Below are 17,993 nucleotides of genomic sequence, written 5' to 3'. Positions count from 1 at the left end.
TAATGCCTTAGACATGAAGCATTGCCAAACTCATTTTTGAAATTGCTTACTATTTAAGCAAAATGACATTTTTATTCAGGAGTAACCATGAAAATCAAATTGACTCTTTCCGCCTTGGCCTTGGGCTTGGCCAGTCTTTCCGCGCAAGCTCAAACCGAGATCCAATGGTGGCACTCCATGGGCGGCGCACTGGGCGAATGGGTCAACGACTTGGCCAAAGACTTCAACGCCAGCCAAAAAGATTACAAAATCGTGCCCACCTTCAAGGGCAACTACGACGAGTCCATGACGGCCGCAATCGCGGCCTACCGGGCTGGCAACGCCCCGCACATCTTGCAGGTGTTCGAAGTGGGCACCGCCACCATGATGGCCAGCAAGGGCGCCATCGTGCCCGTGGGCAAGGTCATGACCGATGCGGGCCTCAAGTTCGACCAAAACGCCTATGTGCCCGCCGTGGCCGGTTATTACACCGCCCCCAACGGTCAGATGTTGAGCTTCCCCTTCAACAGCTCCACCCCCGTCTTCCACTACAACAAAGACGCTTTCAAGGCCGCAGGCCTGGACCCCAACACCCCGCCCACCACTTGGCCTGAAGTGGCTCTGGCGGCTGCCAAACTCAAAGCCAGCGGCCACAAGTGCCCCTTCACCACCAGCTGGATCAGCTGGACACAGCTGGAAAGCTTCTCGGCTTGGCACAACACCGAGTTCGCCACCAAGGGCAACGGCATGCGCGGCATGGACGCACGTCTGAGCTTCAACACCCCGCTGCATGTGCGCCACATTGACAACCTGGCCAACATGGCCAAGCAAGGCCTGTTTGTGTACAAAGGCCGTGGTAATGCGGCTGATGCCACCTTTGTCTCAGGCGAATGCGCCATGGCAACCGGCTCCTCGGCGCTGTATGGCAGCGTGGTGCGCAATGGCAAATTTGGCTATGGCATCGGTGCCCTGCCCTACTACCCCGATGTGAACGGTGCCCCCCAAAACACCGTGATCGGCGGCGCGAGTCTGTGGGTGATGAGCGGCAAGAAAGCCCCCGAGTACAAAGGCGTGGCAGAGTTCTTTGCCCACCTGTCCAAGGCCGACGTGGCTGCCGCCAGCCACCAGCGCACCGGCTACCTGCCGGTCACCAAAGCCTCCTTTGAGTTGACCGAAAAAGCCGGTTTCTACAAAAAGAACCCTGGCACCGACGTGTCGGTCACACAGATGATCCGCAAGACCACCGACAAGTCACGCGGCGTGCGTCTGGGCAACTTTGTGCAGATTCGCACCATCATTGACGAGGAACTCGAAGGCGTGTGGAGCGGCAAAAAAGGCACCAAAGAAGCCTTGGACATGGCCATCAAACGCGGCAACGAGCAGCTCGAACGCTTCGAAAAAGCCAACAAGTGATGCTCAAACCACCCTTCGGGGTGGTTTTCACTGAAAAAGCAGAGGCCATGCCTCTGCTTTTGCGCATTTTGGGCTGAAACTTCAAGCTTGAATCCTTCAAAGAATTTATGGAAAAACGCGTCCGTTTCAAATCCCGCTGGCTGCCCTGGCTGCTGATCGCGCCGCAGCTGAGCATCGTGCTGGTGTTCTTTTTCTGGCCTGCCGGGCAAGCGCTGTACCAAAGCGTGCTGCAAGAAGACGCTTTTGGCGCTTCCCGTGAATTTGTGGGCCTGGAGAACTTTGCACGCCTTTGGAACGACAGCGGCTACCTGGACTCTTTCAAGACCACCGCCGTTTTTTCGCTGTTGGTGGCGGTGACCGGTTTGTCGGTGTCGCTGCTCTTGGCCGTGATGGCAGACCGTGTCGGCCGCGGCGCGGGCCTCTACAAAACCTTGCTGATCTGGCCCTACGCAGTGGCCCCCGTGGTAGCGGGCGTGCTTTGGCTGTTCATGTTTGCCTCGCCCATGGGCGTGGTGGGTTATGCGCTCAGGGCCGTGGGCATCGAGTGGAACCACTTGCTCAACCCCAACCACGCCATGGCGCTGATCGTGATGGCGGCAGTCTGGAAGCAAATTTCCTACAACTTCCTGTTCTTTCTGGCGGGCTTGCAGTCCATCCCCAAATCGCTGATCGAGGCGGCCGCCATCGACGGGGCCAGCCCCTGGCGGCGGTTTTGGACCATCGTGTTCCCCCTGCTCTCGCCCACCACCTTCTTCCTGCTGGTGATCAACATCGTTTATGCCTTCTTTGACACCTTTGCCATCGTGGACGCCACCACCCACGGTGGCCCGGGCAAGGACACAGCCATCTTGGTCTACAAGGTCTATTACGACGGTTTCAAGGCACTGGACATGGGCAGCTCGGCCGCGCAATCGGTAGTGCTGATGGTGATCGTGGTCTCGCTCACGGTTTTGCAGTTCAAGTTTGTTGAAAAGAAAGTGCAGTACTGATGTTGCGCCCATCCATTCACTTCGGAGGCCAGCCATGATCGAACGCCGCCCCGGCCTGCAAATCTTGCGGCATGTCATCTTGCTGATTGGCGTGGCCATCGTGGCCTTTCCGCTTTACCTGACGGTCATCGGTTCCACCCAAACCGCCCAACAAATCAACCAAAGCGTGCCCATGTCCCTGCTGCCGGGCGGCCACTTTTGGGAAACCTACCGCCTGACGCTGTTTGGGGGCCCCAATTCACAAGGCAGCCCACTGCCCGCCATGTGGCCCATGATGAAAATCAGCCTGATCAGCGCCCTAGGCATTGCCATTGGCAAGATTGCGATTTCGCTGCTGTCGGCCTTTGCCATCGTGTATTTCCGATTTCCGCTGCGTAACCTGGTGTTTTGGATGATTTTTGTCACCCTGATGCTGCCGGTCGAAGTGCGCATCAGCCCCACCTACGAAGTGGTGGCAGGCTTGGGCTTGCTCAACAGTTTTGCGGGTCTGACGGTGCCGCTGATCGCCTCGGCCACGGCCACCTTTTTGTTCCGGCAGTTTTTCTTGACCATTCCCGACGAACTGGTCGAGGCCGCCCGCATGGACGGGGCCGGGCCGATGCGCTTTTTCAAAGACGTGCTGCTGCCCTTGTCGGCCACCAACATCGCGGCGCTGTTTGTGATCCAGTTCATCTATGGCTGGAACCAATACCTGTGGCCGCTTTTGGTGACCACCAACGAAGACATGTACCCGGTGGTGCTGGGCATCAAACGCTTGATTTCGGGGGAATCCTGGACCGAATGGAACGTGGTCATGGCTGCAGCCATTTTGGCCATGCTGCCCCCAGCGCTGGTCGTGGTCCTGATGCAAAAATGGTTCGTCAAGGGCCTGGTCGATACGGAAAAATAATGGCATCCATCACCCTCTCCCACATCCTCAAAACCTATGGCGCTGGCGCCAAGGCCAACACCGTCATCCACGACCTGAACGCCAGCATCGCTGACGGCGAATTCGTGGTCATCGTCGGGCCCTCGGGCTGCGGCAAGTCCACTTTGCTGCGCATGGTGGCAGGCCTCGAAGACATCTCGGGCGGCACCATCTCGATTGGTGAGCGCGTGGTGAACGACCTAGAACCGGCCGAACGCGACATCGCGATGGTGTTTCAGAACTACGCGCTTTATCCGCACATGAGCGTGTTCGACAACATGGCCTATGGCCTGAAGATCGCCAAGCGCCCGATGGAAGAAATCAAGGCTCGGGTGGACAAAGCAGCAGGCATTTTGGAACTCTCGCACCTGCTGCAGCGCAAACCCCGCGAGCTGTCCGGTGGCCAGCGCCAGCGCGTGGCCATGGGCCGCGCCATCGTGCGCCAGCCGCAAGTGTTTTTGTTTGACGAACCGCTGTCTAACCTCGACGCCAAGCTGCGCGCCCAGACCCGATTGGAGATTCAAAAATTGCACCGCGAGTTGGGCATCACCAGCCTGTTTGTGACGCACGACCAAGTCGAAGCCATGACGCTGGCCCAGCGCATGATCGTGATGAACGGCGGCCACATGGAGCAGTTCGGCACGCCCGAAGAGGTCTACAACCGCCCGGCCAGCACCTTTGTGGCCAGCTTCATCGGCTCGCCGCCCATGAACCTGCTCAAGAAAGCGCCGGGTACGCCTGCAGGGCAAATTCTGGGGATCCGACCAGAGCACTTGGACATCACGCCCACCGCCCAAAACGGTGGCTGGACGCTGACAGTGGACACGGTGGAACTGCTGGGCGCTGAGCGCCTGGTGCACGCCCGTCTAGGCCAAGAAACGCTGACCCTGCGGTTGGACGAGTCTTTTCCAGCACCGCAGCCAGGCAGCACCTTCCACGCCACGCCACGCGCCGACCGGGTGCACTGGTTTGACGCCGCCACCCAAAAACGCATCGCCTAAACTGAGCACCATGCAACACTGGCCCTACCCGCGCTGGATCGCTCACCGAGGCGCAGGCAAGCTTGCCCCCGAAAACACCCTGGCCGCCTTTCGGCTGGGGGCCGCGCACGGCTACCGCATGTTCGAGTGCGACGCCAAGCTCAGCGCCGACGGTGTGGTGTTTTTGATGCACGACGCCACGCTGGAGCGCACCACCAATGGCAAGGGCATCGGCGGCGACCAAACCTGGCATGCCCTGTCGCAATTGGATGCAGGCAGCTGGCATTCGCGCACCCATGCGGGCGAACCCCTGCCCACGCTCGAAGCCCTGGCCCGGTTTTGCCAGGCCAACCATTACCTGCTCAACATCGAAATCAAACCCACGCCGGGCACCGAAGCGGCCACTGGAGAGGCGGTTGCACGTTTGGCTGCTCAACTGTGGCAAGGCGCTGAAGTGCCGCCACTGCTGACCTCCTTCAAACCCGACGCATTGGCGGCCGCACAAGCAGCGGCACCCGAGTTGCCTCGCGGCCTGTTGGTCGACACGCTGTGGGATGGCTGGTTTGAGAAAGCTCTGGCACTGGAGTGCTGCGCCGTGGTCGCCAACTACGCGCTGTGGGACGCCAACACCGTGGCCCAGGTCCAAGGTGCAGGCCTCAAGTGCCTGAGTTACACCGTCAACGACGAATGGGCCGCCCAACACCTTTTGGCGCTGGGCACCGACGGCATCATTACGGATCGTGTGGACCTGTTCAGCCCTGCCTGAGCGGACCTCTTCAGTCGAGCTTGGCGCCCGACTTCTGAACCACTTCCGCCCAGCGGGGCATTTCGGCCGCGAGGAATTTGGCAAAGTCGTCCGAGCCCAAGAAAGCCGGATCAGCACCTTGCGCGACCATGCGGCTCTTGATGTCGGGCTGGTTCATCACCGCCTTGAAAGCGTCACTGAGTTTGTTCACCACCTCTTTGGGCGTGCCTGCCGGGGCCAAAAAGCCGTAAAAGCCCACCACCTCAAAGTTCTTGATGCCGGTTTCCATCACTGTGGGGATATCGGGCAAGGCCGGATTGCGCTCGCGACTGGTCACGGCCAAAGCACGAACTTTGCCTTGCTTGTGGTACTGCGCAGCCTGCGGAATGCTCTCGGCCATGAACTGCACCTGACCGGCCATCAAATCGGTAAAAGCGGGTGCGCTGCCACGGTAAGGGATGTGCACCATGAACAGGCCTGTGGCGGCCTTGAACATTTCAGGAACCAGGTGGCTGCTGCCGCCGTTGCCTGCTGAACCGTAATTGATCTGACCGGGGCGGGCTTTGGCATAGGCCACAAATTCGGTCAAGCTCTGTACCGGCACATTGGGGTTGACCAGCAGCGCCAGCGGCTGCATGACGGTGCGTGCCACGGGCACAAAATCCTTGAGTGTGTTGTAAGACAACTTGGTGTACAGCGCAGGGTTGATGACCATGACCCCCGTGTTGGCCAGCATCAGGGTGTGGCCGTCTGGCGCAGCTCGCATGACTTCCTGCGCACCCACGGTGCCGCCCGCGCCCGCTTTGTAGTCCACGAGGATGGGCTGGCCCAGTTGGGCTTGCAGGCGGTCGGTCAGCAGCCGGGCGTGTTGGTCAAGTGGGCCTCCGGCCGGAAAGCCCATCACCACGCGGATGGGCTTGGTGGGAAAGGCCCAAGCACTCCCCGTCACGACCAAGGCGTTCGCAAGACCCACAACCCATTGGAGAATAAAGCGCCGGCGATGAGTTCTTGAAATCATGGTTTATCTTGTGTTTGCGACCGCCAAGGGGCCAGCCAGTTCAGGTTTGTTTCCAGCCGCGGTGCATGGCCCATTCGGCAGTGGCCGCCAACAGAACCAATGCAGCATAAGTGGCCATTTGACCATCTTGGCCCTGGAACAACAGCCCAGCCACCAGCACGGCCACACCGCAGAGGGCATGCACCGCCATGCGCCTGCGTACAGGCACCGCCCTGCTCGAACGCAACACCCAATACCCGGCCCACGGCATGAGTGCGGCCATGGCCAGCGCCGGCAGAACAAAATTGAACAAGTGCAGAATCAGGAGCCAGGCGGTCATGAACAAATAGAGTGACGTGGTAAGCGCTTGAAATAGCCTGTGAATTGTGCCCTGAAAGGCCTCTCCTGAGCTCATTGGCGGGCTGAGAAAAGAGGCTTTCTATAATGAGCAGATGGCAGTTTGGACCCTGGGCTTGAATCACACCACTGCGCCGCTGGATCTGCGCGGCCGGTTTGCCTTCGCCTTGGACCAACTGGCCCCCACATTGCACGGTTTGCGCAACGATCTGGCCCTTGGCAATGCACAAACGCCCGAAGCGGCGATTTTGTCCACCTGCAACCGCACAGAGATCTATTGCGCCGCTGACCAATCCGCCGCCGACGGCACCTTGCGCTGGTTGGCCCAGGCGGGCGGTGTTTCGCCCCAGGAGCTCCAATCCCACACTTATTTGCTAGAAGGCACCGAGGCTGCGCGGCACGCGTTTCGGGTGGCCAGCGGACTCGACTCGATGGTGCTGGGCGAAGCCCAAATTTTGGGCCAACTCAAAGACGCGGTTCGCGCCGCCGAGCAAGCGGGCGCATTGGGTAGCACGCTCAACCAATTGTTTCAGCGCAGTTTTGCGGTGGCCAAAGAGGTCCGGACCTCCACCGAGATTGGCGCACACTCCATCAGCATGGCCGCCGCATCTGTGCGCCTGGCCAGCCAATTGTTTGAAGACCTCAAAGGCATCAAGGTGCTGTTTGTCGGCGCTGGCGAGATGATCGAGTTGGTGGTGACCCACTTTGCCGCCAAACAGCCCAAAGGCATGGCGATTGCCAACCGCAGTCTGGAGCGCGGCGAAAAACTCGCGAGCCGTTTTGGGGCAGAAGTCATGCGCCTGGCCGACCTGCCTGAACGCTTGCACGAGTTTGACGCCGTGATCAGCTGCACCGCCAGCACACTGCCCCTGATCGGCTTGGGCGCGGTAGAGCGGGCCCTTAAAAAGCGCAAGCACCGTCCCATGTTCATGGTCGACTTGGCGGTGCCGCGCGACATCGAGCCCGAAGTCAAAGCACTCGAAGACGTTTACCTCTACACCGTGGACGACTTGGCCAGCGTGGTGCAAGCAGGCCAAGCCCAGCGGCAAGCGGCGGTGGCCGATGCCGAGGTCATCATCGATGCAGGCGTGCAGAGTTTCAGCCATTGGCTGGGCCAACGCGATTCGGTGCCTCTGATCCAGCAACTGCACCAACAGGCCGACAGTTGGCGCGAAGCCGAACTGGCCCGTGCCCGCAAAATGCTGGCCAAAGGCGATGACGCAGATGCCGTGCTGGAAGCCCTGGCCAAAGGTTTGACGCAGAAGTTGCTGCACGGGGCTCTGGCCGAATTGCGCAGCGCCGATCCGGCCCACCGCGAGCAAACCATGCAATCGGTGCAGCGCCTGTTTTTGCGGCAAGAGCGTTAGCGACTGAATGACAGACCGGGGCTTACGCTCTGGCAAAGTCTTGGCGCTCTGCAAGAGCGGCCACCCGGCGCTCAAGCACCGCCCACCCCCATACCGAGCCATGAAACCCTTTCTGATTCAACAACTCGAACGCTACGCGCTTCGGCTGACCGAGCTGGACTTTTTGCTCTCGCGCGAAGACATCATGGGCGACATGACCCAGTTTCTGAAGCTCTCACGCGAACACGCCGAGGTCACCGCAGTGGCTTCGCGCTTTGCCCGTTTTCAGCAACGCAACGCCGACTTGGCCGCTGCACAAGCCATGCTGAGCGAGCCAGACCTGCGCGACATGGCCGAAGAAGAAATCGCCAGTGCCAGCGCCGAGCTGCAAACCCTGGAGGCCGACTTGCAGCGCATGCTGCTGCCCAAGGACCCCGACGATGCCCGCCCTGCTTTTATCGAGATCCGAGCCGGCACCGGGGGCGACGAATCGGCCCTGTTTGCAGCCGACTTGCTGCGCATGTATTCGCGTTTCGCCGAACGCCAAGGCTGGAAAACCGACATCGTCTCGGAGTCGGTCAGCGAATTGGGTGGGTACAAAGAAGTGGTGGTTCGCTTTGAAGGCGAGCAAGTCTATGGCGCACTCAAGTTTGAATCGGGTGGCCACCGGGTCCAGCGCGTGCCCGCCACCGAAACACAAGGCCGCATCCACACCAGCGCCTGCACCGTGGCCGTGTTGGCCGAGCCGGACGAAGCCGAAGCCATCAAGATCAACCCGTCGGATTTGCGCATCGACACTTACCGCGCCAGCGGTGCGGGCGGGCAGCACATCAACAAAACCGACTCGGCGGTGCGCATCACCCACTTGCCCACCGGCATCGTGGCCGAATGCCAAGACGGCCGCAGCCAGCACAGCAACAAAGCACAAGCCCTGAAAGTACTCACAGCCCGCATCCAAGAAAAAGACCGGTCCGAACGTGCCGCCAAAGACGCCGCCGAACGCAAAAGCCTGATCGGCAGCGGTGACCGTTCGGACCGCATCCGCACCTACAACTTCCCGCAAGGCCGCCTGACAGACCACCGCATCAACCTGACGCTGTACAAGCTGCTCAGCATCATGGAAGGCGATTTGCAAGATGTGGTCAACGCCCTGCAAGCCTATGAAGCGGCCGAACAACTGGCGGCACTTGAAATCGGCGGCACCGCATGAGTTCGCCACCGACCATTGCCCAAAGTCAGCAGCGCGCCCAAACGCTCGGCTTGGCCCGCATCGATGCCCAGCTGCTGCACCTGCACGCGCTGGGGCGCGACCTTCACGACCGCGCTTGGTTGTTGGCACACGACACCGATGTCTTGACCGATGTGCAACAACACCGTTGCGACCAAGCCCTGCAGCGCCGCCTGAAGGGCGAACCCGTGGCCTATATCACGGGGCAAAAAGACTTTTTTGGCCTCACGCTGAACGTGGACGCCCGCGTGCTGGACCCGCGCCCCGACACCGAAATTTTGGTCGAATGGGCGCTTGAACTTCTGCCCACAGCGCCTCAAAAAACCCATCGCGTGTTGGACCTGGGCACGGGCAGCGGGGCCGTGGCCCTGGCCCTGCAGCAACAGCGCCCTGCTGCGCAGGTGACGGCGGTGGACACCAGTGCCGACGCATTGGCCGTGGCCAGCGCCAATGCACAGCGCCTGAATTTGCCTGTGCATTTCATTCACAGCCACTGGATGGACGCCGTAACTGGCCCGTTTGATCTGATCGTCTCGAACCCGCCCTATGTGGCCGATGGTGACCCCCACCTGGCCGCCCTGACCCACGAACCCCTGCAGGCACTCACCAGCGGAGCCGATGGCCTTCAGGACATCCGCCAAATCATCGCCCAAGCCCCCAGCCGCCTCATACCGGGTGGCTGGCTTTTGCTAGAGCATGGCTGGGACCAAGCGCAAGCCGTGCAGGCCTTGCTGCGCCAAGCCGGGTTTGAGAAAATCGCGTCTCACCAAGACTTGGCAGGCGGCGATCGCTGTACCGGCGGTATGAAACCCATTTAACATCTCGCACAGACACCGACACCCAACAGCCCTCTGATCAAAGCAGACTTTCAATCAGAGGGATAATCCAACCCATTAAAACGGCACCATTTGGAGTAAAGACCATGAGCGACACCCAGAAACGCATCGACGAACTCGTCAAAGGCAATGAGATCACCCTCTTCATGAAGGGCAGCGCCAGCTTCCCGATGTGTGGTTTTTCCGGCCGCGCCATCCAGATCCTCAAAGCCGTGGGCGTGGACACGAAAACCGTCAAAACCGTGAACGTGCTGGACGACGCCGAGATCCGCCAGGGCATCAAGGAATACAGCAACTGGCCCACCATCCCCCAGCTTTATGTCAAAGGCGAGTTCGTCGGCGGCTCGGACATCATGATGGAAATGTACGAATCGGGTGAACTGCAACAGGTTATCAACGGCCAAGCCTGAACGGGCTCTTGGGCGTCAGCCCAAATTGCCGACGGCGTTGCCCTCAACGCCCGAGCCCATGAAAAAAGCCAGTCAACAGACTGGCTTTTTGCTTGAAGAGGCTCTGATCAGCGGAACTTGGACTGGGGCACCACTTTCATGTTGCCATCCAAAGAACCAACATAACCGGCAATCGCTTTGAGTTCTGCATTCGAGAACTGCTTGGCAATACCGCCCATCACACCGTTGTTGCGGCCCCAAGTGGCTTGGTTTTCCACTTTGTAAGACTTGAGCGCGACAAACAAGAAATCTTTGTGTTGGCCAGCAATCTTGGGGTAGCTCGGGTCAACAGGCTTGGAGAAGTTGTCACCGTGGCAAGAGATACAAGCGCCCTTTTGCAACAAGGCGGCCACTTTGGCATCAGGCGTCTTGGGTGTCGTGGCCACAGGCTCGGTTTTTCCGTGCTGCTCGTAGTAAGCGCCCAGATCGGCCATGTCTTGGTCCGTCAAGCTGGCAGCAATGCCGCGCATGGTGGGGTGCTTGCGCTCGCCTTTTTGGTAGGCAGTCAAAGCGTTCACGATGTATTTGGCGTTTTGACCAGAGATCATCGGCACGCGATAGACCTCAGGGAAGCTGGCTTGGTAGCCTTTGATGCCGTGGCAACCAATGCACATGGCGATTTTTTGCTCAGCGGCTTTGGCATCGCCCTTGATTTCCTGGGCATGGACGGAGACGGCGGTCACGGAAGCGACAGCCAAGGCAAACATCGAGGTCAACAGCTTGTTCATTTTGCTCACACAATCTAAGTGATTGATAAAAATCAAGTGCGGATTATATCGGGCTGGCCCTCATAATCCTGAGAAGCTTTATTCCTGTTTTTGAGAACTGTTCACCATGAAATTCCAAGGCACCGAAAACTACGTCGCCACACCGGACCTGATGCTGGCCGTGAACGCCGCCATCACCCTCAAGCGTCCACTGCTGGTCAAAGGCGAACCTGGCACTGGCAAAACCATGTTGGCTGAAGAAGTGGCCGAAGCCCTGGGCCTCCCGCTGCTGCAGTGGCACATCAAATCGACCACCAAAGCGCAGCAAGGCTTGTACGAATACGATGCGGTGAGCCGTCTGCGCGACAGCCAGCTGGGTGAAGAAAAAGTCAAAGACATCGAGAACTACATCATCAAGGGTGTGCTTTGGCAGGCCTTCACGTCTGAAACCCCAGTCGCCATCTTGATCGACGAGATCGACAAAGCCGACATCGAGTTCCCGAACGACCTGTTGCGCGAGATCGACCGCATGGAGTTTTATTGCTATGAGACGCGCCAGCTGATCAAAGCCAAGACCCGTCCGCTGGTGTTCATCACCTCGAACAACGAAAAAGAATTGCCTGACGCCTTCTTGCGCCGCTGCTTCTTCCACTACATCAAGTTCCCAGAAGCCGAAACCATGAAGCAGATCGTGGACGTGCATTTCCCCACGCTCAAGAAAGACCTTCTGGCCCTGGCACTCAAAACCTTTTATGACGTGCGCGGCCTGCCCGGCCTGAAGAAAAAGCCTTCCACCAGCGAATTGCTCGACTGGTTAAAACTGCTGGTGGCAGAAGACATTCCGCTCGAAGCCTTGCAAAGCGCGGACCAAAAAGTGTCTGTGCCGCCGCTGGTGGGCGCCTTGCTCAAAAACGAACAAGACGTGACTTTGTTTGAAAAGCTGGTGTTCATGAACCAGCGCAACCGCTGATCCAGACACGATGAGCAGCCCCAACCCTTTGATTGAAGGCATTTCTGACGCTGTGGGCTTTGTCGGTGGTGCGCTGGCAGGCTATTGGGCTGGCAAGTTGTTGGGCCTGAACATCTTCAGCGCAGGTTACGACAACGCCAGCATTGGCGGCATTTTGCTGGTGGGTCTGGGCGGAGGCGGCGGTTTGCACTTGGCCCGCTTTTGGCGCGCGAAACAAAAAACCCAAGACAGCGACACGGACCCCTCATGAATTCTTGGATCGCGCCCATCTCGCTCTCGGGTCAACATGTGCAGCTCGCACCTTTGTCGCACGCGCACCACGAAGCCTTGGTAGAGGCCGTGCGCGATGGTGAACTCTGGAACCACTGGTACACCGTCATCCCCACGCCAGAGAGCATGAGCGCAGAAATCACACGCCGCTTGGACCTGCAAGCCAAAGGCAGCATGTGCCCTTTTGCCGTGATCGAGCCAGCCTCCGGCCGCGCTGTGGGTATGACCACCTTCATGAACATTGACGCCGCCAACCGCCGCGTTGAAATCGGCTCCACCTGGTACCGCCAAAGTGTGCAGCGCAGCCCGCTCAACACAGAGGCCAAACGCCTGCTCTTGGCCTACGCCTTTGAGCAACTGAACTGCATCGCAGTGGAATTCCGCACCCACTTCTTCAACCAGCAAAGCCGCCGCGCCATCGAGCGCTTGGGTGCCAAGCTCGACGGTGTGTTGCGCAGCCACCAGATCAACCCACATCCCATGGCACCCGGTGCACTGCGCGACACCTGCGTTTACAGCATCGTGGCCAGCGAATGGCCCAATGTGAAAACGCATTTGGACTACCAACTCGCTCGCGTTCGGGCCTGAGCACGGAGACACGTCATGCTGATCGATTTTTTCTACACCCTGCGTGCCGCCAAGCTGCCCGTCTCGGTGCGCGAGTACCTCACGCTGCTCGAAGCCTTGCAGGCCAATGTGGTTGGCCCGGCATCAGACGCCTGCAGCATCGACGATTTTTACCACCTCGCCCGCACCGTGATGGTCAAGGACGAAAAGCATTTCGACAAGTTCGACAAGGCTTTCGGCGCCTACTTCAAGGGCGTGGAAATGTTGACCGACTTCACCAAAGAAGTGCCACTCGACTGGCTCGAAAAAATCCTCCAGAAAGAACTCACACCCGAGCAAAAAGCCGCCATCGAGAAAATGGGCTGGGACGAGTTGATGGACACTTTGAAGAAGCGCCTCGAAGAGCAAAAAGAACGCCATGAAGGCGGCAACAAGTGGATCGGCACGGGTGGCACATCGCCTTTTGGCAATGGCGGCCAGAACCCCCAAGGCATCCGCATTGGCGGCAAGGGTGGCAACCGCAGTGCAGTTAAGGTGTGGGAACAGCGCGCCTACAAAGACTACGACGACCAACAAGAGCTGGGCACGCGCAACATCAAGGTGGCGCTGCGCCGCCTGCGCCGCTTCGCACGCGAGGGTTCGGTGGAAGAGCTGGACCTGGACGGCACCATCCGCAAAACGGCAGCTAACGCAGGATATCTGGACATTTTGATGCGCCCGGAGCGCCACAACAACGTCAAAGTGCTGCTGTTGATGGACGTGGGCGGCACCATGGACGACCACATCGCCCGCGTCGAAGAGATGTTTTCGGCGGTGAAGGCCGAATTCAAGCACCTTGATTTTTATTACTTCCACAACTGCGTCTATGACTTCATGTGGAAGAACAACAAGCGCCGCTACGCCGAGAAGTTCCCGACCTGGGACATCTTGCGCAAGTACAACAAAGACTACAAACTGATCTTCATCGGGGACGCCACCATGAGCCCCTACGAAATTTTGCAAAAAGGCGGCAGCGTTGAATACAACAACGAAGAAGCTGGGGCCGAGTGGCTGCAGCGCTTGACACACACCTTCCCCAAGTTCGCCTGGATCAACCCCGAGCCGCAGGGTGTTTGGCAATACCGCCAAAGCATTTCCATCATCCAGCAGCTCATGAGCAACCGCATGTTCCCGCTGACGCTCAAGGGCTTAGAAGACGCCATGCGCATGCTCAGCAAGTGAGTTTTGCCTGAAGCGGCCATCGCTTGTGCCCGCTTACAATCTCCCACGCTCTAAGCCACCGTAGTTCAATGGATAGAACTCTCCCCTCCTAAGGGAGTGATACAGGTTCGATTCCTGTCGGGGGCACCAGCTATAGAAAAAATATCTATACGCCTCAACTACTTAGCACTGCCAAGGACACCTTGTTTAGGTATTTCCTAGGTAGAGCCAATGTCCACACTCCAATTTGGTAGCATCACAATCATTGTGAACGGCTACACCATCAATAACGGTCTCCCGTACTTCCAAAAGGCTGTGCCATTGGCCTTGAGAAGTCGCTGCGGGAAAGCGACCATAAAAGTCCGGCTACATGAGCACAACGGAAACCTAGCCTTGCAGTGTCACCGTCTGGACAAAAAATACTCCGCCTTGTTTCGGGCGATGAAGGAAGACTCAACCATTACACCCACCGAAGCTAAACTTTCCGGGGTAGCTCTCCTTGAAATGGCAGGTATGCGCCCGGGTGATGGTCTCAACGACCACGTTACATCCCACGGCAACGGTAGAACCGAAACGCTCAACGCAGCAGATCTTCTGCATGACTTTCTGTCTGAGAGAGACTATGAACCTTCAGCGGCAACAACTGCCGCATTTGCAGCCTTGAACAACACGCTGCCAGTTCTTTTGTCTGAAGCATTCCCCATTTACCTTGATAACCATTCCAAGGGAAGCGACAAGAAATTCATTGAGGCTCAGCGTCAACACTGGAACAAGCTTGTTGATCTGCTCGGGGATGTACCTATCAAGGCCGTGTCTCGCTTGGATGCTAAGAAATACAGAGACCACCGACTAGCCTCTGGGGTTGCACCTTCAACGGTGAAGCGTGAAATCAATGTCCTTAGGGCTGTGTTCGCTAAGGCTATACGTGAACTGTCCCTTGGCATTCCTAATGAGTTTGCAGGACTTGAAATCAAGCTCTCCAATCGCAACTCTAAGAATAGGATTCCCTACGCAAAAGATGAGATTCAGTTGCTGGTGACTGAGGCGCTCAGGTTAGACGATGAACAGCGCAGGATTGTCCTTTTACTTGCCCTTACAGGTGCTCGCCTTGCTGAGATAGTAGGCCTACGTGGAGATGACTTTGATCCCGTGGCTAGGAGCATCCATATTCGTGAGCACTCGTCGCGCTCCGTCAAAACCGAGCAATCAAACCGAGTGGTTCCATTGCTTGAGCTAGCCTTTGAAGCCTTGACGAAGCAAGCCAATGCTGTGATGGGAGATTACCTGTTTCCGAGCTATGCCAGTTCCGAAGGAACCAACGCTGATTCTGCCTCTGCCACCTTGAACAAATGGGCGAAGAAACACGTGGAGGGTAAATCCATGCATTGTTTCCGTCATGCGATGAGAGATCAGTTACGGGCAGTGATGTGCCCGGAGTCCGTGGCTAAGGAAATCGGGGGCTGGTCATCAAGCCATGATGTATCGGTCCACTATGGGCAGGGTTACCCAGTGGAACTAAAGCTTGAATGGTTAGGTAAGGCATACGACTGGCTGGAAAAGTGAATGTGAGGGTCAGTTAAGCACCCTCTATAGCCCTGAATTTATCGAATTACTTGGAGAATAAATGAGTTCATTTGGTCATCCACCTGAGGATTTGGACTACTCACTGCCATTGGAACCAATGCAACTGAATGTCATTGGGGAGCAGCAGTCAGCCCTCAAGGATTTACTTAAAGAACTAATCGATACTCATCCGACAAAGTTGACCAAAGATCAAAGGCATGACCTACGCGATGTGTACAGGCAGATCCTTTTGAATGTGGTCTACAACAGCGTTCGTAAGGTCCATACCGCCATACCAAGGGGCACGCAGTCGTTTCAGAAGGCCTCTTATTGGAGCAGCTGTGGTCTGACTTACAAATTCACTGTCCCCGCGCTCGACCGTCTTGTTGAAGATGGTCTGATAGTCCAAATGAAGGGCGTTTACAACGGTCCCGGAGGATTCTCAAGATTGACGCGAGTCTTTGGAACTGACAAGCTGGCACAGAGAGTTGATGCTCTAAAGATTGCGGAGGCAGTGGACTTTGGCTGGGACGAAGATGCAGCACAGGTTGTACTAACTGACTTCCCATACAAGGCCGACACCCTGAGCGAAGACCACCCTGATGTCAGTCGGGTAACAAGGATCAACAGGTTCCTAAAAGATCACCATTGGCAACAAAGAGGCCCTATCAGGGTTATGTACAAGAAAAACCCCGTCTACAGCGGGCGGGTGTACACAAGGTTCCAGAACATGCCCAAGGAGCTCCGTGCACAGATGCTCATTGATGGCAAGGAGACCGTGGAACTGGATTACAAATCCAATCACTTGATGATGCTCATTGCAATGCTGGGACAACCGCTACCGGATGATCCTTACCTTGCGATAGCTGAGATTTCAGAATGTAGTCGGGATCAAATCAAGGTGTTCACTACAGCCAGTTTGGGGGCAGATTCAGAGGTTAAAGCCTTCAACTCGCTAAAGCGTAAGAGGTTCAATAAGGAGTTGTTCAACAAGATCAAGTTGGCTGCAACCAGCTTGTATGAGGGACTACCCCTGTTCACAGGTGTAGGTGTCATGCTGCAAAGTCTAGAAGGTCAGATAGCACTAGAAATCATGGAAGCAGGAGCTAATAAAGGGATAGTTGTGTTACCAGTTCATGACTCATTCATAACGACTGCTGACAACGAGAGCTGGCTGTGGGATCAGATGGCTAAGCAATGGGCTAACAATGTCATAGACGGTGCTAAGACTAAGGTAGAGAAGAAGAGTAGTAGATAGGGGACAGACAGTAAGACAGGAAAGCATTACTAGTAACCGCAGATTCACATTACAACCCTACCTAACCACGATGCGTGATTTTAGGTCTGTGTGCTAATTCATTCTGTGGAGCAGGTGCTAAAGAAATAATGGACAAGGAGTGCGGCAAGCCATTACTGCTGAAATAATTATTTTCTAAAGTTATTTAGATAAACACTAATAATGCGACCTAAAACTTTTGTGAACTTTGATTTTTTACACATTGACCGCTTGATCTACCTGTCACTCCATCTGCACCACCAACTCTAGAAATAGTCATAGCATAATTCCCATTATACCTATTAATAGATATTTCTATTTTATGTTTAATATCACGCGCATTACCAGTATCTTGTACACGCGGCCAACCAATTAAATTGTAAGATGCATCCCCTCCCGAAAGCTGATTACTAAACACTATCGGCACGCCATCAACAGATCCCGAACCAATTAAAAAGTTTTCAAAATTTACATTTAATTGATTGCCACCTGATGTTCCACTACCTGCACATGAAAGACTAAATGGGAATTCTTGGCCGTAGGAATGTACTGACGAAAAAAATAGCATAACAAATGCAAAGAATGCCTTATTAATATATTTTTCCATAATATATTTTAGGTGATAAAAATTATCTTATCCTATATTTTAAATTTTTATAAACTTTTAATTCGGAATTTGGAAAGGGCAATAACTATCAAACATCCGTCTAGTAACGAATTTACATTCAAAGTCCACACAATATGTCCCAATGTACTTGAAGCCTTGAGCCGTGCTAACCCCCTCGCACGACTTAAGAGTGCCTGCACTTGCATGAATTGCAGAAGAACTGATCAGCAAAGGAAGCATCAATGAGGCAGTTACTAGAATTTTTTTCATAAAACTGGTTGCATTTTGTTGCTGAACTCAAAAGATATCCTAATTTGGGATATCCCGCAAGAGGTTTCAGCATTGCCTCATGCGGCTCGTTAGAGATAGAGAAAAAACACTGAGGGAGCGCCTTAAACAGGCACGTCTTGCCGCTGGCCTGCGTCAGGTTGATGTCGCAGAACAACTTGCAAAACCTCAGTCTTACATAGCAAAAATCGAGAGTGGGGAGAGGAAAATGGACTTCATAGAGGTGCTGGACATCTGTATGGCCCTTGGCCTCGATCCCTGTGAACTCACCAAAGAACTGACTAACTAGCTAACTACCTAACCGTTTCAGAATTCTTTT

20 protein-coding genes and 1 tRNA gene are annotated in these 17,993 nt (G+C 56.2%); 17 read left to right on the top strand and 4 right to left on the bottom strand.

Annotated features, from left to right (window positions below; all coding sequences use genetic code 11):
• Window positions 1–87: 87 nt before the first annotated feature.
• From ugpB to ugpQ, 5 genes are all read left to right on the top strand, one after another.
• Window positions 88–1,392, top strand: coding sequence for a sn-glycerol-3-phosphate ABC transporter substrate-binding protein UgpB (gene ugpB / locus B9Z40_RS12580; protein ID WP_100173694.1), 1,305 nt, complete (start codon window positions 88–90; stop codon window positions 1,390–1,392).
• A 107-nt stretch (window positions 1,393–1,499) separates the two neighbouring features.
• Window positions 1,500–2,381, top strand: a complete 882-nt coding sequence (ugpA, locus tag B9Z40_RS12575; protein ID WP_100173693.1) for a sn-glycerol-3-phosphate ABC transporter permease UgpA — start codon at window positions 1,500–1,502, stop codon at window positions 2,379–2,381.
• A 34-nt stretch (window positions 2,382–2,415) separates the two neighbouring features.
• Window positions 2,416–3,270, top strand: coding sequence for a sn-glycerol-3-phosphate ABC transporter permease UgpE (ugpE, locus tag B9Z40_RS12570; RefSeq protein ID WP_100173692.1), 855 nt, complete (start codon window positions 2,416–2,418; stop codon window positions 3,268–3,270).
• Entirely contained in the window at window positions 3,270–4,289 is a 1,020-nt protein-coding gene (gene ugpC, locus B9Z40_RS12565; protein WP_100173691.1) for a sn-glycerol-3-phosphate ABC transporter ATP-binding protein UgpC, read from the top strand. The genes ugpE and ugpC overlap by 1 nt, the downstream gene beginning before the upstream one ends.
• 10 nt (window positions 4,290–4,299) lie before the next feature.
• Entirely contained in the window at window positions 4,300–5,034 is a 735-nt protein-coding gene (gene ugpQ, locus B9Z40_RS12560; protein ID WP_100173690.1) for a glycerophosphodiester phosphodiesterase, read from the top strand.
• A 10-nt stretch (window positions 5,035–5,044) separates the two neighbouring features.
• On the opposite strand, the gene B9Z40_RS12555 is transcribed toward ugpQ, so the two are convergent.
• Window positions 5,045–6,031: a tripartite tricarboxylate transporter substrate binding protein gene (locus tag B9Z40_RS12555; RefSeq protein WP_233204907.1), complete on the bottom strand. Its 987-nt coding sequence runs from the start codon at window positions 6,029–6,031 to the stop codon at window positions 5,045–5,047.
• Window positions 6,032–6,071: 40 nt separating this feature from the next.
• Window positions 6,072–6,350, bottom strand: coding sequence for a hypothetical protein (locus tag B9Z40_RS12550; RefSeq protein ID WP_100173689.1), 279 nt, complete (start codon window positions 6,348–6,350; stop codon window positions 6,072–6,074).
• A gap of 112 nt (window positions 6,351–6,462) precedes the next feature.
• Here B9Z40_RS12550 and hemA point away from each other — a divergent pair, with 112 nt between their 5' ends.
• The 4 genes from hemA (at window position 6,463) to grxD (ending at window position 10,187) form a co-directional block, all read left to right on the top strand.
• Complete coding sequence (gene hemA, locus B9Z40_RS12545) at window positions 6,463–7,734, top strand: glutamyl-tRNA reductase (RefSeq protein WP_100173688.1); 1,272 nt, start codon at window positions 6,463–6,465, stop codon at window positions 7,732–7,734.
• A 100-nt stretch (window positions 7,735–7,834) separates the two neighbouring features.
• Window positions 7,835–8,923: a peptide chain release factor 1 gene (gene prfA, locus B9Z40_RS12540; RefSeq protein WP_100173861.1), complete on the top strand. Its 1,089-nt coding sequence runs from the start codon at window positions 7,835–7,837 to the stop codon at window positions 8,921–8,923.
• A complete protein-coding gene (gene prmC / locus B9Z40_RS12535) occupies window positions 8,920–9,759 on the top strand; it encodes a peptide chain release factor N(5)-glutamine methyltransferase (RefSeq protein ID WP_100173687.1) in 840 nt (279 codons plus the stop codon). The genes prfA and prmC overlap by 4 nt, the downstream gene beginning before the upstream one ends.
• Window positions 9,760–9,863: 104 nt before the next feature.
• Entirely contained in the window at window positions 9,864–10,187 is a 324-nt protein-coding gene (grxD, locus tag B9Z40_RS12530; RefSeq protein WP_100173686.1) for a Grx4 family monothiol glutaredoxin, read from the top strand.
• A gap of 107 nt (window positions 10,188–10,294) precedes the next feature.
• Here the strand turns inward: grxD and B9Z40_RS12525 are convergent, their stop codons facing one another.
• Window positions 10,295–10,954, bottom strand: coding sequence for a cytochrome c (locus B9Z40_RS12525; protein WP_100173685.1), 660 nt, complete (start codon window positions 10,952–10,954; stop codon window positions 10,295–10,297).
• 106 nt (window positions 10,955–11,060) lie between these two features.
• On the opposite strand from B9Z40_RS12525, the gene B9Z40_RS12520 reads away from it, so the two are divergent.
• From B9Z40_RS12520 to B9Z40_RS12490, 7 genes are all read left to right on the top strand, one after another.
• The gene (locus B9Z40_RS12520) at window positions 11,061–11,903 is read left to right on the top strand and encodes a MoxR family ATPase (RefSeq protein ID WP_100173684.1); all 843 of its coding nucleotides are present in this window, start codon (window positions 11,061–11,063) and stop codon (window positions 11,901–11,903) included.
• Window positions 11,904–11,913: 10 nt separating this feature from the next.
• Complete coding sequence (locus B9Z40_RS12515) at window positions 11,914–12,153, top strand: hypothetical protein (protein ID WP_100173683.1); 240 nt, start codon at window positions 11,914–11,916, stop codon at window positions 12,151–12,153.
• Window positions 12,150–12,761: a GNAT family N-acetyltransferase gene (locus tag B9Z40_RS12510; protein WP_100173682.1), complete on the top strand. Its 612-nt coding sequence runs from the start codon at window positions 12,150–12,152 to the stop codon at window positions 12,759–12,761. The genes B9Z40_RS12515 and B9Z40_RS12510 overlap by 4 nt, the downstream gene beginning before the upstream one ends.
• A gap of 15 nt (window positions 12,762–12,776) precedes the next feature.
• The gene (locus tag B9Z40_RS12505) at window positions 12,777–13,961 is read left to right on the top strand and encodes a VWA domain-containing protein (protein WP_100173681.1); all 1,185 of its coding nucleotides are present in this window, start codon (window positions 12,777–12,779) and stop codon (window positions 13,959–13,961) included.
• 54 nt (window positions 13,962–14,015) lie between these two features.
• A tRNA-Arg gene (locus B9Z40_RS12500) sits at window positions 14,016–14,090 on the top strand.
• Window positions 14,091–14,171: 81 nt separating this feature from the next.
• Window positions 14,172–15,503, top strand: a complete 1,332-nt coding sequence (locus B9Z40_RS12495) for a tyrosine-type recombinase/integrase (RefSeq protein ID WP_100173680.1) — start codon at window positions 14,172–14,174, stop codon at window positions 15,501–15,503.
• Window positions 15,504–15,564: 61 nt separating this feature from the next.
• A complete protein-coding gene (locus B9Z40_RS12490; RefSeq protein ID WP_143473985.1) occupies window positions 15,565–16,761 on the top strand; it encodes a hypothetical protein in 1,197 nt (398 codons plus the stop codon).
• A gap of 208 nt (window positions 16,762–16,969) precedes the next feature.
• Here the strand turns inward: B9Z40_RS12490 and B9Z40_RS17145 are convergent, their stop codons facing one another.
• Window positions 16,970–17,386 carry a hypothetical protein gene (locus B9Z40_RS17145; protein ID WP_143473984.1) on the bottom strand — a complete coding sequence of 139 codons (417 nt, stop codon included), beginning with the start codon at window positions 17,384–17,386 and terminating at the stop codon, window positions 16,970–16,972.
• A gap of 349 nt (window positions 17,387–17,735) precedes the next feature.
• Here B9Z40_RS17145 and B9Z40_RS12485 point away from each other — a divergent pair, with 349 nt between their 5' ends.
• Entirely contained in the window at window positions 17,736–17,963 is a 228-nt protein-coding gene (locus B9Z40_RS12485) for a helix-turn-helix domain-containing protein (protein WP_100173678.1), read from the top strand.
• The last annotated feature ends 30 nt before the right edge of the window (window positions 17,964–17,993 follow it).

It is taken from the genome of Limnohabitans sp. 15K, assembly GCF_002778285.1.
Taxonomy (GTDB): domain Bacteria; phylum Pseudomonadota; class Gammaproteobacteria; order Burkholderiales; family Burkholderiaceae_C; genus Limnohabitans_A.
Note: the sequence above shows the minus strand (reverse complement) of the source record. Positions and strands in the feature narration are given on the sequence as shown.

Coding starts and splice junctions, on each gene's coding strand:
- ugpB (WP_100173694.1), top strand. CDS start 88: ATGAAAATCAAATTGACTCTTTCCGCCTTGGCCTTGGGCTTGGCCAGT.
- ugpA (WP_100173693.1), top strand. CDS start 1,500: ATGGAAAAACGCGTCCGTTTCAAATCCCGCTGGCTGCCCTGGCTGCTG.
- ugpE (WP_100173692.1), top strand. CDS start 2,416: ATGATCGAACGCCGCCCCGGCCTGCAAATCTTGCGGCATGTCATCTTG.
- ugpC (WP_100173691.1), top strand. CDS start 3,270: ATGGCATCCATCACCCTCTCCCACATCCTCAAAACCTATGGCGCTGGC.
- ugpQ (WP_100173690.1), top strand. CDS start 4,300: ATGCAACACTGGCCCTACCCGCGCTGGATCGCTCACCGAGGCGCAGGC.
- B9Z40_RS12555 (WP_233204907.1), bottom strand. CDS start 6,031: ATGATTTCAAGAACTCATCGCCGGCGCTTTATTCTCCAATGGGTTGTG.
- B9Z40_RS12550 (WP_100173689.1), bottom strand. CDS start 6,350: ATGACCGCCTGGCTCCTGATTCTGCACTTGTTCAATTTTGTTCTGCCG.
- hemA (WP_100173688.1), top strand. CDS start 6,463: ATGGCAGTTTGGACCCTGGGCTTGAATCACACCACTGCGCCGCTGGAT.
- prfA (WP_100173861.1), top strand. CDS start 7,835: ATGAAACCCTTTCTGATTCAACAACTCGAACGCTACGCGCTTCGGCTG.
- prmC (WP_100173687.1), top strand. CDS start 8,920: ATGAGTTCGCCACCGACCATTGCCCAAAGTCAGCAGCGCGCCCAAACG.
- grxD (WP_100173686.1), top strand. CDS start 9,864: ATGAGCGACACCCAGAAACGCATCGACGAACTCGTCAAAGGCAATGAG.
- B9Z40_RS12525 (WP_100173685.1), bottom strand. CDS start 10,954: ATGAACAAGCTGTTGACCTCGATGTTTGCCTTGGCTGTCGCTTCCGTG.
- B9Z40_RS12520 (WP_100173684.1), top strand. CDS start 11,061: ATGAAATTCCAAGGCACCGAAAACTACGTCGCCACACCGGACCTGATG.
- B9Z40_RS12515 (WP_100173683.1), top strand. CDS start 11,914: ATGAGCAGCCCCAACCCTTTGATTGAAGGCATTTCTGACGCTGTGGGC.
- B9Z40_RS12510 (WP_100173682.1), top strand. CDS start 12,150: ATGAATTCTTGGATCGCGCCCATCTCGCTCTCGGGTCAACATGTGCAG.
- B9Z40_RS12505 (WP_100173681.1), top strand. CDS start 12,777: ATGCTGATCGATTTTTTCTACACCCTGCGTGCCGCCAAGCTGCCCGTC.
- B9Z40_RS12495 (WP_100173680.1), top strand. CDS start 14,172: ATGTCCACACTCCAATTTGGTAGCATCACAATCATTGTGAACGGCTAC.
- B9Z40_RS12490 (WP_143473985.1), top strand. CDS start 15,565: ATGAGTTCATTTGGTCATCCACCTGAGGATTTGGACTACTCACTGCCA.
- B9Z40_RS17145 (WP_143473984.1), bottom strand. CDS start 17,386: ATGGAAAAATATATTAATAAGGCATTCTTTGCATTTGTTATGCTATTT.
- B9Z40_RS12485 (WP_100173678.1), top strand. CDS start 17,736: ATGCGGCTCGTTAGAGATAGAGAAAAAACACTGAGGGAGCGCCTTAAA.